Origin of the sequence: Morganella sp. TYF_1, from assembly GCF_043105645.1 — a bacterium.
Lineage (GTDB): Bacteria > Pseudomonadota > Gammaproteobacteria > Enterobacterales > Enterobacteriaceae > Morganella > Morganella morganii_B.
Map to the genome: position 1 here is coordinate 312703 of NZ_JBICLU010000015.1, position 15674 is coordinate 328376.

Consider the following 15674-nt stretch of genomic DNA (forward strand, 5'->3'; position numbering starts at 1 on the left):
TTTAATTAAAGTAAAAAAATAAGGTTAATTTGTCGGGTTTGTGTTACTTAAAACGAACAAATTAACCTAATATTTACGTTTATGGCTGTTTATGACGATTAAATCGCATTTTTATCTTTTTGCCAAAAATGCGCTTTTGCTTTTTGCAGTTTTTCATAAGCCGCCAGCAGTGCCTGATGCGCAGGAAATGCCGTTAAGTTGTTATCTGATGCGCATAATCCGAAGAAACAGTTTTTGCCGTTCAGGGCATCCAGTGCCGCATTCAGGGTTTCCTGGCCATACATACGGGCAAACGCCGGCAGGTACTGTTCTGTGTTGCGCTCCGGCTCCTGCGTCAGTAATAACAGGGTATGCAGGCAGCGGTAATAATTTGCCCGCTCAGCACTGAGGACACTGGCGTTGAAGTCCTGTGTCCACTCCACCCAGGCCAGCGCCTGATCAGTATCACCACCTGCCAGTGCCAGCATGGATTTCAGCTCACCGATGCGCAGGGTGGACCAGCCGTTACCTTTCCCGGCGGCAATGCCCAGCAATTCACGGACACGGGTAAAATCGTCATGACCTTCCTCATCCAGCTGTGCCAGCAGAGAGAGATAATCTTCCGCGCTGTAACGGCTTTCCGGCAGCGCGAGAATGGTTTCACGCAGATGAATACCCATGGCGTTATTCGCCATATGCAAATCTTCCACCGGATAGATATCTGACATGCCCGGCACCAGAATACGGCAGGCATACACACCGAGATGCTCATAATCGGCAATATACACTTCGTGGCCGGATGCCGCGAACTGTGCCATCAGTGTGGTGAATTCTTCTTCGGTGGTGCCGCGGAACTGCCAGTCAGCGAAATCATAATCCGCATCCTGTTTAAACAGATCCCAGCTGATCAGGCCGCTTGAATCGATAAAGTGGGTTTCCAGGTTGGTCTGATCCGCCACTTCTTCATCATCAAAGGTCGGTGCGGTGAAGACATCGAGGTCTTTCAGGCTGCGTCCCTGTAACAGCTCAGTGACAGTCCGCTCCAGAGCAACACCGAAATCAGGATGAGCACCGAAAGAGGCGAAACAGGTACCGTTGGCCGGGTTAAACAGCACCACACAGATGACCGGGTACTGACCGCCGAGCGAGGCATCAAAGCAGAAGATCGGGAAGCCTTCGCTCTCCAGGGTACGGATTGACTCAACAACCTGCGGATAACGCGCCAGCACCGCTTCCGGGATCGCCGGTAAGCTGATGCGCTCAGCAATAATGCGGTTTTTCACATAACGTTCAAAGACTTCCGATAATCCCTGCACGCGGGCTTCATTGCGGGTGTTCCCGGCGGACATGCCGTTGGACACATACAGGTTGGCGACGATATTCATCGGAATATAAACCGTTTTGCCGTCAGACTGGCGGGTAAACGGCAGGGCGCAGATACCGCGCTCCTCATTGGAGGATTGCAGATCAATCAGCTGGCTGCCCTGCAAATCATTTTCCGGATCATAATAGTCGCGCAGATACTGATCGAGAATACCGTCCGGCAGCGAGTCATCCTCTGTCAGCGGGAACCATTTTTCATCCGGATAGTGAACAAACTCCCCGCTGGCAATGGTTTCACCCAGCCAGAAATCGGCAAAAAAGTAGTTGGTGGACAGACGCTCAAAATACTCGCCCAGCGCGGAGGCCAGCGCGGCTTTTTTCGTGGCGCCTTTACCGTTGGTAAAACAGAGCGGGCAGTCAGTATCACGGATATGCACGGACCAGACGTTTGGTACCGGGTTGAGCCACGAGGCTTCTTCAATATTGAAACCCAGCTGTTGTAATTTCTGCTGAAAGCGGCTGATGGAATCTTCAAGGGCGGCATCTTTGCCGGGAATAAAAGTATGTGTTTGCGTCATGGGATCCACAATTGCTGTAACGGCCCGCTGCACGCGGACTCAGGAATACCGGGGAAGAAAGGCGCACATAATACGGATTTTTCGTGTCAGCGGCTACCTTTGTGAATGTAAAGTTACTGCCGGGTTATTCCGCTGTATTTCCGCTGTCCGCCATGCATCGCCGGAAATACATTATATAATATCCCAATCTCATGGTCAGAGGCAGTCAGATATTCTGCCGGGCGATAAAAAGGGTTTAGCGCCCATCATGCAATAAGCGTTGCAGCAAAGGGTGGGGAGTGATAAAACCGACAGACAGGGCGTATTCATATGATGGATATACAGGGCATTAATTTACAGATAGGGTGAGGTCAATGAGTCAGGTATACAACTTTAGTGCCGGTCCGGCTATGCTGCCGGTAGAAGTGCTGCGCCGTGCTGAGCAGGAACTGTGCAACTGGCGCGGGCTCGGCACCTCAGTCATGGAAATCAGTCACCGCAGCAAAGAGTTTATGTCGGTGGCAAAGGAAGCGGAAAATAATCTGCGCCAGATCCTCGCGGTGCCGGATAACTATAAAGTACTGTTCTGTCACGGCGGCGCACGCGGACATTTTGCCGCACTGCCGATGAACCTGCTGGGTGAAAAAACCAAAGCGGATTATGTGGTGGGCGGATACTGGGCGGAATGTGCGGCAGAAGAAGCAAAAAAATACTGCACACCGAACGTTATTAATGTCAGAACCGAATCGGAAGACGGCATCGGTGTGAAGCCGATGAGTGAATGGCAGCTCAGTGATGACGCGGCCTATGTTCACTACTGTCCGAATGAAACCATTGATGGTATTGCCATTCATGAAGAGCCGGACTTCGGCGATAAAATCGTGATTGCGGATTATTCGTCCGCCATTCTGTCAAAACCGCTGGATGTCAGCCGTTTCGGGGTGATTTATGCAGGTGCGCAGAAAAATATCGGCCCGGCCGGGCTGACCCTGGTGATTATCCGTGAAGATCTACTGGGCAAAGCGCGCAGAGAAACCCCGTCCATCCTCGATTATACCGTGCTGAGCGGTTGTGATTCCATGTTCAATACCCCGCCGACCTTTGCCTGGTATCTCGCCGGTATGGTCTTTAAATGGCTGATTGAACAGGGTGGTTTACAGGAAATTGCCCGGATCAACTATGACAAAGCACAACTGCTGTATTCTGCGGTGGATCACAGTGATTTCTATATTAACCGTGTGGCGGCAGCCAACCGCTCACTGATGAACGTGCCGTTCCAGATGTCTGATCCGTCACTGGACAGCAAATTCCTCGCCGAAGCTCAGGCACAGGGACTGGTCTCCCTGAAAGGGCACAAAGTCGCCGGCGGAATGCGCGCCTCCATTTATAATGCAATGCCGTATGAAGGCGTGCGCGCACTGGCTGAGTTTATGGCGGAGTTTGAACGCCGTCACAGCTGATTTCTGGCAGACACTTTTCCGGGACCGGGTAAGCATCCGGCCCCGTTTTTCGTTTTTATGTTTACACACCGGAGAATAACTTCGTATGGATTCCCTGACGTTACAACCCATCGCCCGCATTAACGGGACGATTAACCTGCCCGGCTCCAAGAGTGTCTCCAACCGGGCACTGCTGCTGGCGGCACAGGCAGCGGGCACAACACGCCTTATCAACCTGCTCGACAGTGATGATATCCGCCATATGCTCAGCGCACTGCGGGAACTGGGGATCCGTTATCAGCTTTCTGACGATAAAACCGAATGCATTGTGGAAGGCCAGGGCAAACCGATCAGCGGATTTAAAGGTATTGAATTGTTCCTCGGCAATGCCGGGACGGCAATGCGCCCGCTGACGGCGGCACTGTGTCTCGGGGATAATGACATTACCCTGACCGGCGAGCCGCGTATGAAAGAGCGTCCGATTGGTCATCTGACCGACGCACTGCGTCAGGGCGGCGCACAGATTGATTTCCCGGAAAATGACGGTTATCCGCCGTTGCGGATCCGCGGTGGCTTTACCGGCGGGCGTATCAGTGTGGACGGTTCCGTATCCAGCCAGTTCCTGACCGCGCTGCTGATGGCTGCACCACCGGCGGAGAATGACACTGAAATTACTATCTCCGGCGAGCTGGTCTCCAAACCGTATATCGATATCACGCTGGCAATGATGTCCGTGTTTGGTATCACGGTAGTGAATGAAGATTACCGGCGTTTCCTGATCAAAGGAAAACAGCAGTATCAGTCCCCGGGAGAATATCTGGTGGAAGGCGATGCCTCATCCGCTTCTTATTTCCTCGCAGCGGCAGCCATTAAAGGCGGTACCGTGCGGGTCACCGGCATCGGGCGCAATAGTCTGCAGGGCGACACGCAATTTGCGTCAGTACTGGAGAAAATGGGCGCGAAAGTCACTTTTGCTGACACGTATATTGAATGCAGCCGCGATACCCTGCACGGTATCGATATGGACATGAACGCCATTCCGGATGCGGCGATGACGATTGCGACTACCGCGCTGTTTGCCGAAGGGACGACCACGATCCGCAATATTTATAACTGGCGGGTGAAAGAGACGGATCGTCTCAGCGCAATGGCCGCTGAACTGCGTAAAGTCGGCGCACAGGTGGAAGAGGGGCATGATTATATTCAGGTCACCCCGCCGGTAAAATTGCAGCATGCGGACATTGAAACCTATAACGATCACCGTATCGCCATGTGTTTCTCGCTGGTGGCACTGTCAGATACCCCGGTCACGATCCTCGATCCGGGCTGTACGGCAAAAACCTTCCCCGGCTACTTCAGTGAGCTGGCGGCGCTGTCAGAATAAAAAAACGCCGTTCTGCGTGCAGGGCGTTTCCTCTGCTGTCACAGATGCGTATAATACGGGCATCTTTTTTCAGGCGGCCGCTGTGACGGCCGCCGGACTGCGACAGGAGAGCGCGCATGGCAGTATATGTTCCGGTCATTACCATTGACGGCCCGAGCGGCGCGGGCAAAGGCACCCTTTGTCACGCACTGGCAAACGAAATGGGATGGCATTTACTGGACTCCGGCGCAATTTACCGCGTTCTGGCACTGGCGGCCCTGCATCATCATGTGGATATCACCTCGGAAGATGCACTGGTTCCGCTGGCGGCGAATCTGGATGTGAAATTCCTGGCAAAAGACACCGGCTCTGAGACTATTCTGGAAGGTGAGGATGTCAGCCGGGCTATCCGTCAGGAAGACGTGGGGATGACAGCCTCACAAATCGCGGCATTCCCGCGTGTCCGTGAGGCGCTGCTGCGCCGCCAGCGCGCATTCCGTGTGGCGCCGGGCCTGATTGCCGACGGGCGCGACATGGGCACGGTGGTGTTTCCGGATGCCCCGGTGAAAATTTTTCTCGACGCAAGTGCGCAGGAACGTGCTCACCGCCGGATGAAGCAGTTGCAGGACAAAGGCTTTAGTGTTAATTTTGACCGCCTTCTTGCTGAGATAGAAGAGCGCGATTTCCGCGACCGCAACCGTGCGGTTGCCCCACTGGTGGCTGCCGGTGATGCGCTGATTCTGGACTCAACAACCATGTCAATTGATGACGTTATTGCCGAAGCCCTCCGTTATACGAAGGCAAAACTGGCAGAAGCGGCGGAATGATAAACAATATTTGCGGAAAATCTGACTGAAAACGTGTTTTTTAGTAGGTTTCTGTATTCGTTTTTGTTTATAATGTTAAGTTGAAGTTTTTTACCGGCAGAGAACAAGGCAAAGAAGCAGTTTTCTGCCACCCCTTTGTGACAAGGAATGTTGCAAGGTATGTGAAACAACCCCATTCGGCCGGATGCTAAATGGACGTTAATACTTAAACACTTGAAGATCAAACATGACTGAATCTTTTGCTCAACTCTTTGAAGAATCCCTGCAGGCTATCGAAACCCGTCCGGGCGCTATCGTCCGTGGTACTGTTGTTGCTATCGATAAAGACGTCGTTCTGGTTGACGCAGGTCTGAAATCAGAATCTGCTATCCCGGTAGAACAGTTCAAAAATGCTCAGGGCGAGCTGGAAATCCAGGTTGGCGACGAAGTTGATGTTGCTCTGGACGCAGTAGAAGACGGTTTCGGTGAAACTGTTCTGTCCCGCGAGAAAGCAAAACGCCACGAAGCATGGCTGATGCTGGAAAAAGCATACGAAGAAGCTGAGACTGTTACCGGTGTTATCAACGGTAAAGTTAAAGGCGGTTTCACTGTCGAACTGAACGGCATCCGTGCGTTCCTGCCGGGTTCACTGGTTGACGTGCGTCCTGTTCGTGACACCACGCATCTGGAAGGCAAAGAGCTTGAGTTCAAAGTAATCAAGCTGGATCAGAAACGCAACAACGTGGTTGTTTCCCGTCGTGCAGTTATCGAGTCAGAAAACAGCGCAGAGCGCGATCAGCTGCTGGAAAACCTGCAGGAAGGCATGGAAGTTAAAGGTATCGTTAAGAACCTCACTGACTACGGTGCATTCGTTGATCTGGGCGGCGTTGATGGTCTGCTGCATATCACTGATATGGCGTGGAAACGTGTTAAACACCCAAGCGAAATCGTGAATGTCGGCGACGAAATCACTGTTAAAGTGCTGAAATTCGACCGTGAACGTACCCGCGTATCTCTGGGCCTGAAACAGCTGGGCGAAGATCCTTGGGTCGCAATCGCTAAGCGTTACCCTGAGAACACCCGTCTGACCGGCCGCGTGACCAACCTGACTGACTACGGCTGCTTCGTTGAAATCGAAGAAGGCGTTGAAGGTCTGGTACACGTTTCTGAAATGGACTGGACCAACAAAAACATCCACCCATCTAAAGTTGTTAACGTGGGCGACGTTGTTGAAGTTATGGTTCTGGACATCGACGAAGAACGTCGTCGTATCTCCCTGGGCCTGAAGCAGTGCAAATCTAACCCATGGCAGCAGTTCGCGGAAACTCACAACAAAGGTGACCGCGTTGAAGGTAAAATCAAGTCAATCACTGACTTCGGTATCTTCATTGGTTTAGATGGCGGCATCGACGGTCTGGTTCACCTGTCTGACATCTCCTGGAACGTTGCAGGCGAAGAAGCAGTACGTGAATACAAAAAAGGCGACGAAATCGCAGCTGTTGTTCTGCAGGTTGATGCAGAGCGCGAGCGTATCTCTCTGGGCGTTAAGCAGTTAGCTGAAGATCCGTTCAACAACTACACCGCTGTTACCAAGAAAGGTGCTATCGTCACCGGTAAAGTAACTGCAGTAGACGCTAAAGGCGCAACTGTTGAGCTGATGGATGGCGTTGAAGGTTACCTGCGTGCATCAGAAGCTTCACGCGATCGCGTTGAAGATGCTACTCTGGTTCTGAGCGTTGGTGATGAAGTTGAAGCTAAATACACGGGTGTTGATCGTAAAAACCGTGTAATCAACCTGTCTGTACGTGCAAAAGACGAAGCGGATGAAAAAGACGCTATCGCGACTGTGAACAAGCAGGAAGAAGCCGGTTTCTCTAACAACGCAATGGCAGAAGCTTTCAAAGCAGCTAAAGGCGAGTAATTAAGCAGCGGCAGGCCGCGCAAGCGGTCTGCTTTTATGATAACCAGGGTAGTCCAGGAGGTTATATGACCAAATCTGAACTGATTGAGAAGCTGGCAGGCCAACAATCTCATCTTCCGGCTAAAGTTGTTGAAGAAGCAGTAAAAGAGATCCTTGAGCATATGGCGGATACGCTCGCTGACGGCGAACGTATTGAAATCCGTGGATTCGGCAGTTTTTCTCTGCACTACCGTGCACCGCGGGTAGGTCGTAACCCGAAAACCGGCGAACAGGTGGAACTGGAAGGTAAACACGTTCCTCACTTCAAACCGGGCAAAGAGTTACGTGACCGCGCAAATATCTATGCTTGATTATTGACAGAGATAATAAAAATGACGCCATCGGCGTCATTTTTTTTGCAGTAAATATTCAATTATTATTATAAAAATGTTAACACAGAATTAATTAATTTCGGTTGTATAAGGTTCTGGTGTTGGCAAGCGAATTTGTTTATTAATAATAGGTTACGGAAGATATCATATTCAGTTCGCCATAAAATACTATTGGAAAGTAGACGGTATTTATAATTAAGCAAATAATTGTGAGTTGACTCGCATAAAATAATTGATAATTTGTATGGTTGAAATATAAATTCGTGACGGCACGCATTTTTCTATTATCGTAATAACACGTGATACCCGCCATAACATAATACCGGTCTGTTTACCCTTCTGGTGAGTAATATGACTGTTATGGCTGTGCTGAAATATCTGTTTCCCCGTCCGTTACCGCTCTGGCTCGCTGCGGCTGCCGTTGTTGCCGGTCACCTGCCGTTGTTGCTGATACCGCGGCTGTTGTTACCGGCAGAAAGTCTGCTGTTATTTATTGGTATTTGTTTGCTTTTTCTTATCCGTACCCGGCTGAGTTTTTTTATCCGCATTGCTGCCGGCACTTTTCTCGCAGTCAATATTCATATCGGCAATACATTATCACTCTTTTCCGCTGAACCACCCGATAATATCGATATTATGATCCATGATGTTATGGTTAATTCCTCTGATTATTATTCCGTCAGAGGCCGGATTATTAATATAGAGAGTCAGTCGTATGATGATACTGTTTTTATTAATATAAAAATAAAAGGTTCATTTAAACCGGCGTGTGCCGGTGAAATCTGGCGTATATTTCGTCCGGTATTGAGGCCGGTACACGGACAACTGAATGAAGGACAATCAAACCGGCAGCAATATTTGCTGTCAGAACGGGTTCTGTTTTCTCTGACGCCCGGGCGCAGCAAAAAATTATCGTCAGACTGCAACCGGCGCCAGAAGATGATTGCGGCATACCTTCCTGCAATGGATAACCTGCCGCACAGCGGACTGATGGCGGCGCTGTTGTTTGGCGAGCGCCGCGGCATTACCGCAGAGCAGCGCAGACTGGTGCAGGAAACCGGCGTAGCGCATGTGGTGGCCATTTCCGGGCTGCATATCGGGCTGGCGGCGTTATGGGGCTGGTGGGCCGGACGGTTATTGCTGCTGCTGTTACCGCTGCGTGTGATGACGCATTTAATCCCCTCTCTGCTGTCAGTCTGTGCCGCGATTGCTTATGTCTGGCTGGCCGGGTTTGCCGTTCCGGCCTGCCGGGCACTGTCTGCACTGCTGTTATGGCATCTGCTGCGCTGGCGGCATTATCATCTGCCAACGTATCAGTTTGTTGTGATCAGTGCGGCACTGTTACTGCTGACCGATCCGCTGACGATTTTATCCGCCGGATTCTGGCTGTCTTATACTGCGGTTACCGCATTGCTGTTCTGGCATCACACCGGTGTTTTCTCCCGCCGTCATGTTTTTACCCCGCTGACACTCTTTACCCGTTTGTGGCGGAGTATCCGGTTGTTTCTCTCTTATCAGTGCGGATTATTTTTGCTGCTGTTACCGGTTCAGGGCTATTTCTTCGGTGGTGTGAATGTGTTGTCGTTTCTGAGTAATCTGTGGGTGGTACCGGTGATCTCCTTTCTGACGGTGCCGCTGCTGTTTGCCGGGTTACTGATCGGGCCTGCACTGCTGTTGGCTGATTATTCTCTGGCGCTGGCATTATGGCCGCTGCCGTTTCTGGCACAGGGCTGGATGGTTACCGGATATATCGCTCTGATGTGGATCCCGCTGATGTGGGTGGCTGTTTATATCATCCGGCTGGATATGTGGCGGCAGCACCCGCTGCTGCTGCCGGGGATGGTGTTCAGTTGCTGTCTGTATCTGCGGAAAACACCACCGGAATGGTCGGTTACCGTACTGGATATCGGGCACGGGCTGGCGGCGGTGGTGATAAAAGACGGCAGGGCGGTGGTGTATGATACCGGCAACCGTTTCGGGTCACGGGATGACGGGCTGCGCACGGTGCTGCCTTACCTGCATTATCACCGCCTGACTCCGGACTGGATTATGATCAGCCATGACCACCGTGATCACACCGGCGGGCTGGGCTCTTTGCGCCGCGCTTATCCTGCTGCGGTGGTTAAAGGTAATATTCCGCAGGCCGATACCCCCTGCCGCCGCGGGGAGCGCTGGCGATGGCAGTCATTGTATTTTGAGGTGTTATGGCCGGACGAAAACTATCAGCTGAGCAAAAATGACGGTTCCTGTGTTATCCGCATCAGTGACGGGAAATATCAGGTTTTGCTGACCGGAGATATCGAAAAACAGGCAGAGAAACAGCTGATTAAGTATAAAGATGAACTCTCCGCCACCGTACTGCAAGTTCCGCACCATGGCAGTAAAACGTCATCATCAGAATTTTTTATTCGTGCGGTAAATCCCGCTTTCGCACTGGTTTCTGTTGCGCGCTATAGTCCGTGGCGTCTGCCTTCTGATAAAGTACGCCGTCGCTATCATGATCTCGGCGTGCAGTGGCATGATACTGCGCACAGCGGCCAGATTTCTGTGTCCTTTTTTGCTGATGAGGTATCCGTTGCGACTTACCGTGCCGGTCTCTTCCCCCGCTGGTTCAGCGCATGGTTTGGAGATCAGCCGGTAAACGGGTAATATAGACAGCTAATTTTTGGTATTGGTAAACGCAATAATGAAAGATATTGATATTTCAACCCGGCAAACATTCCGCCGGTTATGGCCGACAATCGCACCGTTTAAAGCAGGTATCATCGTGGCGGCTATTGCGTTAGTCATCAATGCGGGCGGCGATGCATTTATGCTGTCGCTGCTGAAACCGCTGCTTGATGAAGGTTTCGGTACTGCCGACAATGATTTTCTCCGTATCATGCCGCTGATTATTTTGGGGCTGATGCTGTTACGCGGTATCTCCAGTTTTGTCTCAGGTTACTGCCTCTCCTGGGTGTCCGGTAAAGTGGTTATGACCATGCGCCGTAACCTGTTCCGCCATATGATGGGTATGCCGGTTTCCTTCTTTGATCAGCAATCCACCGGGACACTGCTCTCCCGTATTACCTATGACTCCGAACAGGTGGCTTCGTCTTCTTCCGGCGCACTGGTAACGGTCGTCCGTGAAGGCGCTTATATTATTGCGCTGTTCGGCCTGATGTTTTACAACAGCTGGCAGCTGTCGCTGATACTGATTGTTATTGCCCCGATTGTGGCCTTTGTTATCCGCAAAGTCTCTGTGCGCTTCCGCGAAATCAGTAAAAACATGCAGAGCGGCATGGGGCAGGTCAGCGCCAGTGCAGAACAGATGCTGAAAGGGCATAAAGAAGTGCTGATTTTCGGCGGTCAGAAAGTGGAGAATGAGCGCTTTGATAAAGTCAGCAACCATATGCGCCGCCAGGGCATGAAACTGGTGACCGCATCATCTATTGCCGACCCGATTATTCAGATCATTGCCTCCTTTGCGCTGGCATTTGTGCTGTTTGCCGCCAGTTTCCCTGAAATTAAAGAAGCGCTGAGTGCCGGTTCCATTACGGTTGTCTTCTCCTCCATGATTGCCCTGATGCGCCCGCTAAAATCCCTGACCAACGTGAACGCCCAGTTCCAGCGCGGGATGGCTGCATGTCAGACACTGTTTGTTCTGCTTGATATGGAACAGGAAAAAGACACCGGCACCAAAGTACTGAAAGATGCCAAAGGTGATGTGGCGTTTGAGAATGTCACTTTCCGTTATCAGGGGAAAGAGAACCCGGCGCTGAAAAATGTGTCGTTTACTATCCCGTCTGGTAAAACGGTGGCGCTGGTCGGGCGCTCCGGCTCCGGCAAATCCACTATTGCCAATCTGATCACCCGTTTCTATGAAATTGAAAGCGGACATATTACGATCGACGGTAACGATATCCGCGACTACACACTGGCATCACTGCGCAGTCAGGTGGCGCTGGTGTCGCAGAATGTTCACCTCTTCAATGATACGGTCGCGAATAATATCGCCTATGCCACAGAAGGGAAGTACACCCGCGAGCAGATTGAAAAAGCGGCTGAAATGGCTTATGCCATGGACTTTATCAATAAGATGGAAAAGGGGCTGGATACGGAAATCGGTGAAAACGGTGTCCTGCTGTCCGGTGGTCAGCGTCAGCGTATTGCGATTGCCCGTGCGCTGCTGCGCGATGCACCTATCCTGATCCTCGATGAAGCTACCTCGGCACTGGATACGGAATCTGAACGTGCGATTCAGGCTGCGCTGGATGAGTTACAGAAAAACCGTACCTGTCTGGTGATCGCGCACCGTTTATCCACCATTGAGAAAGCCGATGAAATTCTCGTGGTGCAGGACGGTGAAGTGCAGGAGCGTGGTACGCATGATGAACTGGTGAAACAGCCTGGTATCTATGCGCAGCTCTATAATATGCAGTTTGGTCACTAAGCGGCACTGCTGATGATCGATAAGATTTGGTCCGGCCGCTCAAAGCTGTACTGGCTGCTTCTGCCGCTCTCGTTTCTGTACGGGGCGGTCAGTGGTCTGCGGCGTCTGCTGTTCCGCTGCGGGCTGAAAAAATCCCGCCGTATGCCGGTGCCGGTGGTGGTGGTCGGTAATCTGACCGCCGGCGGTAACGGCAAAACACCGGTGGTTATCTGGCTGACAGAGCAATTGCTGGCCCGTGGCTACCGTCCCGGGGTGGTTTCCCGTGGGTATGGCGGTAAATCGGATCATTACCCGCTGCTTATCACGCAAGACACGACGACGGCACAGGCCGGTGATGAGCCGGTTCTGATTGCCCGCCGTACCGGTGTGCCGGTTGCGGTGGCACCTGACAGGGCGGCTGCGGTAGAGGCTATTTTGCAGCACTCGCCGGTGGATGTGATCATCACTGATGATGGTTTACAACACTATGCGCTGCAGCGCGATATGGAAATTGTGGTGATTGACGGTGAACGCCGTTTCGGTAACGGCTGGTGGCTGCCTGCCGGGCCGATGCGGGAACGGGCAGGACGTCTGAAACAGGTGGATGCGGTGATCGTCAATGGCGGTACCGCACAACCGGGGGAAACCGCCATGCAGCTGGTGCCGGGAGAGGTCGTTAATCTGTCTGACGGCACCCGTAAACCGGCGGCTGAAATCGGTGAATGTGTGGCAATGGCCGGTATCGGGCACCCTCCGCGCTTTTTTGCCACGCTGAACGCCCTCGGTGTGACACCGGCACAGTGTGTTGCGTTTCCTGATCACCAATCTTACAGCCCTGAACAGCTTTCCGCGCTGATAAAACCCGGCCAGTCACTCCTGATGACAGAGAAGGATGCAGTGAAATGTTTTGCCTTTTCTGCAACTGACTGGTGGTATTTACCGGTCAGTGCCGCCATTCCCGCAAAATCCGCCGATTTAATTCTGGATAAAGTCATATCTCACATAAAAAATGCATAAAGGGACTTGCGCTTTTTATCTGAATGTGGCTTAATCAAAAAGTTGTATTTCTGTGATGTATTTCATATCTCACTGTGCAACCAGTCCGCGTGTCAACACATATTCTGATCCCGCTGTCATAATTTTTTCACACCACCTTGTTAATCTTGTGGTGCGGATGACCGGATCCCGCGGATAAACGGTATGTTTTGCAGCCGGTGTCTGACCGGCTGCAAATCAGAATAAAAAATAATAACTATAATGTTTTGCTCATTACCGGGTGGCTGTTCGCAAAGAGAGCACCCGTGTTGCCCGGCCGGAGCAGACATAACCAGCAATGGGGTGTATACCATTCCTGGTGATATAAAAGGAGTTAATACTATGTCTAAACAATTACAACTTGGCCGCGTTAAATGGTATGACGCGAAAGAAGGTTACGGTTTCATCTCCCCGGTTAACGGCGGCGACGATATCTGGGTAACCCGTAACGGGATCGCCAATTCCCGTAACAAATTACTGTGCGAAGGGCAGGAAGTGGAATTCTCTCTGACCCGCGGCAGTTATGGTATTGCAGCGAACGATGTGATCGCGCTGTAATATGGGTAAAAACGCGATTATCTCTGTGATATCGCAACAACAGAGTTAACGGTGAGACCAGGCTTATGTTATTCTGAGCCAACGTTTTTATCTCATTGGGGGACGTATGGATCACCGTTTACTCGAAATCGTGGCCTGCCCTGTTTGCCACGGCAAACTCAGCTACGACAAACAAAATCTCGAACTCATCTGCAAAGGCTGCCGTCTGGCCTATCCCGTCCGCGACGATATCCCTGTCTTATTAGAGAATGAAGCCCGCGAATTGCCGGTCTCAGAAGGATAATCGCCATGTTTACCGTTATCATTCCCGCTCGTTATGCCTCCACACGTCTGCCCGGTAAACCGCTGGCGGATATCTGCGGCAAGCCGATGATTGTCCGTGTGATGGAGCAGGCAAAACGTTCCGGTGCTGCGAGAGTCATTGTCGCCACTGATACACAGGCGGTATTTGACGCCGTGATCGCAGAGGGCGGCGAAGCCTGTATGACGCGCGAAGATCATCAGTCCGGGACCGAGCGTCTGGCGGAAGTGATTGATCACTATCAGTTTGCTGATGATGAGATTATCGTGAATGTCCAGGGCGATGAACCGTTAATCCCTGACAGTATTATTGCGCAGGTTGCTGAAAATCTGGCAGCCAGCGAAGCCGGTATGGCCACCCTGGCGGTAAAAATCACCAGTGCGGAAGAAGCCTTTAACCCGAATGCGGTGAAAGTGGTGATGGATAAACAGGGCTACGCGCTCTATTTCTCCCGTGCCACCATTCCGTGGGATCGTGAGCGTTTCATGCACAGCCGTGACAGCGCCGGTGATAATTTCCTGCGTCATATCGGGATTTATGCTTACCGCGCCGGGTTTATCCGCCGCTATATTCAGTGGGAAACCAGCCCGCTGGAGAAAATCGAGATGCTCGAGCAACTGCGTGTACTCTGGTACGGTGAAAAAATTCATGTCGCGGAGGCATCCGAAGCACCGGGCACCGGTGTTGATACCCCGGAAGATCTTGAAACTGTGCGCAGATTGTTTGCCGCCCGCTGAGCGATATCAGTTATAAACAAAAACGCGGGTCACTTCTGAACCCGCGTTTTTGTTGTCTTCTATTCCTGTTCGTCATTATCTGACGTTTTCACTGACTGCCAGAGCCGCCCCAGCCCTTCATACCAGACCCGTTCACTGTGTGATAAATAGTACGCGGAAGGAATAGTTTTCTCCCAGCTGTGCAGCGGGGTTGTCACCGCCAGCTGGTTAGCCGGTGCCGGGATCGGATGCAGGCCGCGCGCCTCAAAGAAGGCTTTGGCGCGGGTCATATGGTTAGCGGAGGTCACCAGCAGGAAAGGCGCATCACCCACCACTTTTTTCACTTCGGCGGCTTCCTCTTCGGTATCTTTCGGCAGTACCAGCGGCAGTGTGCGTTCAGCCGGGATCCCCAGTGACTGCGCAACTTGTGCCGCAACTTCCGCACTGCTGATACTGTTTGCGCCCGGCCCGCCGGTGAAAATCAGCGTCGCCTGCGGGTAACGCAGCGCGAGGCGCACACCTTCTGTGACGCGCGGCAGACTGTTACTGATCAGGTTGGCGGACGGAGACCATTCCGGGTTATAGGTAAAGCCACCACCGAGCACCACAATATAGCGCAGATCCTGCTGCTGAACCTTTGCCGGAGTGATGAGCTCATAACGTTTTTCATACGGTTTTTCTGTTGTCAGCAACAGCGTATCCGCCACCGGTTGCAGGCTGAGCAGCACCAGCCCGAGCCAGCTCACGGTGATCAGCGTTTTACCGGTTTTCTGCCATCGGGAAAACCACAGCAGCAGTAATCCGGCTAAAATCAGCAGGAGCATAAACGGCAGCGGCATCAGAAAACCGCCGAGGTATTTTTTCAGGGCAAACAGCATGAGCGCACCTTAAATA

General features: G+C 51.9%; 13 protein-coding genes. 11 read left to right on the plus strand and 2 right to left on the minus strand.

The window, feature by feature from the left end; all coding sequences use genetic code 11:
• Nucleotides 1-98: 98 nt before the first annotated feature.
• Complete coding sequence (gene ycaO / locus ACF8OF_RS06840; RefSeq protein WP_392496123.1) at nucleotides 99-1880, minus strand: 30S ribosomal protein S12 methylthiotransferase accessory factor YcaO; 1782 nt, start codon at nucleotides 1878-1880, stop codon at nucleotides 99-101.
• Between the two features lie 353 nt (nucleotides 1881-2233).
• On the opposite strand from ycaO, the gene serC reads away from it, so the two are divergent.
• The 11 genes from serC to kdsB all read left to right on the plus strand — a co-directional run bounded on the left by serC (nucleotide 2234) and on the right by kdsB (nucleotide 14801).
• Entirely contained in the window at nucleotides 2234-3319 is a 1086-nt protein-coding gene (serC, locus tag ACF8OF_RS06845; protein WP_279798137.1) for a 3-phosphoserine/phosphohydroxythreonine transaminase, read from the plus strand.
• Between the two features lie 85 nt (nucleotides 3320-3404).
• Nucleotides 3405-4682, plus strand: a complete 1278-nt coding sequence (gene aroA, locus ACF8OF_RS06850) for a 3-phosphoshikimate 1-carboxyvinyltransferase (RefSeq protein ID WP_354621398.1) — start codon at nucleotides 3405-3407, stop codon at nucleotides 4680-4682.
• Between the two features lie 116 nt (nucleotides 4683-4798).
• Nucleotides 4799-5488 carry a (d)CMP kinase gene (gene cmk / locus ACF8OF_RS06855; RefSeq protein WP_262860086.1) on the plus strand — a complete coding sequence of 230 codons (690 nt, stop codon included), beginning with the start codon at nucleotides 4799-4801 and terminating at the stop codon, nucleotides 5486-5488.
• A 226-nt stretch (nucleotides 5489-5714) separates the two neighbouring features.
• The gene (rpsA, locus tag ACF8OF_RS06860; RefSeq protein WP_004235822.1) at nucleotides 5715-7388 is read left to right on the plus strand and encodes a 30S ribosomal protein S1; all 1674 of its coding nucleotides are present in this window, start codon (nucleotides 5715-5717) and stop codon (nucleotides 7386-7388) included.
• A 65-nt stretch (nucleotides 7389-7453) separates the two neighbouring features.
• A complete protein-coding gene (gene ihfB, locus ACF8OF_RS06865; protein ID WP_025155164.1) occupies nucleotides 7454-7738 on the plus strand; it encodes an integration host factor subunit beta in 285 nt (94 codons plus the stop codon).
• 372 nt (nucleotides 7739-8110) lie between these two features.
• Nucleotides 8111-10408: a DNA internalization-related competence protein ComEC/Rec2 gene (locus ACF8OF_RS06870; RefSeq protein ID WP_392496125.1), complete on the plus strand. Its 2298-nt coding sequence runs from the start codon at nucleotides 8111-8113 to the stop codon at nucleotides 10406-10408.
• A 37-nt stretch (nucleotides 10409-10445) separates the two neighbouring features.
• A complete protein-coding gene (gene msbA / locus ACF8OF_RS06875; RefSeq protein WP_275983683.1) occupies nucleotides 10446-12191 on the plus strand; it encodes a lipid A ABC transporter ATP-binding protein/permease MsbA in 1746 nt (581 codons plus the stop codon).
• A gap of 12 nt (nucleotides 12192-12203) precedes the next feature.
• Entirely contained in the window at nucleotides 12204-13187 is a 984-nt protein-coding gene (gene lpxK, locus ACF8OF_RS06880) for a tetraacyldisaccharide 4'-kinase (protein WP_392496126.1), read from the plus strand.
• Nucleotides 13188-13547: 360 nt separating this feature from the next.
• Complete coding sequence (locus ACF8OF_RS06885) at nucleotides 13548-13763, plus strand: cold-shock protein (RefSeq protein ID WP_004241772.1); 216 nt, start codon at nucleotides 13548-13550, stop codon at nucleotides 13761-13763.
• 106 nt (nucleotides 13764-13869) lie between these two features.
• On the plus strand, nucleotides 13870-14046 hold the full coding sequence (locus ACF8OF_RS06890) for a Trm112 family protein (protein ID WP_004235830.1): 177 nt from the start codon (nucleotides 13870-13872) through the stop codon (nucleotides 14044-14046).
• 5 nt (nucleotides 14047-14051) lie between these two features.
• Nucleotides 14052-14801 carry a 3-deoxy-manno-octulosonate cytidylyltransferase gene (gene kdsB, locus ACF8OF_RS06895; protein ID WP_025155168.1) on the plus strand — a complete coding sequence of 250 codons (750 nt, stop codon included), beginning with the start codon at nucleotides 14052-14054 and terminating at the stop codon, nucleotides 14799-14801.
• Between the two features lie 59 nt (nucleotides 14802-14860).
• Here the strand turns inward: kdsB and elyC are convergent, their stop codons facing one another.
• Entirely contained in the window at nucleotides 14861-15658 is a 798-nt protein-coding gene (gene elyC / locus ACF8OF_RS06900; protein ID WP_392496128.1) for an envelope biogenesis factor ElyC, read from the minus strand.
• Between the last annotated feature and the right edge of the window lie 16 nt (nucleotides 15659-15674).

Excerpts from the sequence above, each read along its gene's own strand:
- lpxK (WP_392496126.1), top strand. The coding sequence starts at position 12,204 with ATGATCGATAAGATTTGGTCCGGCCGCTCAAAGCTGTACTGGCTGCTT.
- msbA (WP_275983683.1), top strand. The coding sequence starts at position 10,446 with ATGAAAGATATTGATATTTCAACCCGGCAAACATTCCGCCGGTTATGG.
- ihfB (WP_025155164.1), top strand. The coding sequence starts at position 7,454 with ATGACCAAATCTGAACTGATTGAGAAGCTGGCAGGCCAACAATCTCAT.
- kdsB (WP_025155168.1), top strand. The coding sequence starts at position 14,052 with ATGTTTACCGTTATCATTCCCGCTCGTTATGCCTCCACACGTCTGCCC.
- rpsA (WP_004235822.1), top strand. The coding sequence starts at position 5,715 with ATGACTGAATCTTTTGCTCAACTCTTTGAAGAATCCCTGCAGGCTATC.
- ACF8OF_RS06870 (WP_392496125.1), top strand. The coding sequence starts at position 8,111 with ATGACTGTTATGGCTGTGCTGAAATATCTGTTTCCCCGTCCGTTACCG.
- aroA (WP_354621398.1), top strand. The coding sequence starts at position 3,405 with ATGGATTCCCTGACGTTACAACCCATCGCCCGCATTAACGGGACGATT.
- ACF8OF_RS06890 (WP_004235830.1), top strand. The coding sequence starts at position 13,870 with ATGGATCACCGTTTACTCGAAATCGTGGCCTGCCCTGTTTGCCACGGC.
- elyC (WP_392496128.1), bottom strand. The coding sequence starts at position 15,658 with ATGCTGTTTGCCCTGAAAAAATACCTCGGCGGTTTTCTGATGCCGCTG.
- ACF8OF_RS06885 (WP_004241772.1), top strand. The coding sequence starts at position 13,548 with ATGTCTAAACAATTACAACTTGGCCGCGTTAAATGGTATGACGCGAAA.
- serC (WP_279798137.1), top strand. The coding sequence starts at position 2,234 with ATGAGTCAGGTATACAACTTTAGTGCCGGTCCGGCTATGCTGCCGGTA.
- cmk (WP_262860086.1), top strand. The coding sequence starts at position 4,799 with ATGGCAGTATATGTTCCGGTCATTACCATTGACGGCCCGAGCGGCGCG.
- ycaO (WP_392496123.1), bottom strand. The coding sequence starts at position 1,880 with ATGACGCAAACACATACTTTTATTCCCGGCAAAGATGCCGCCCTTGAA.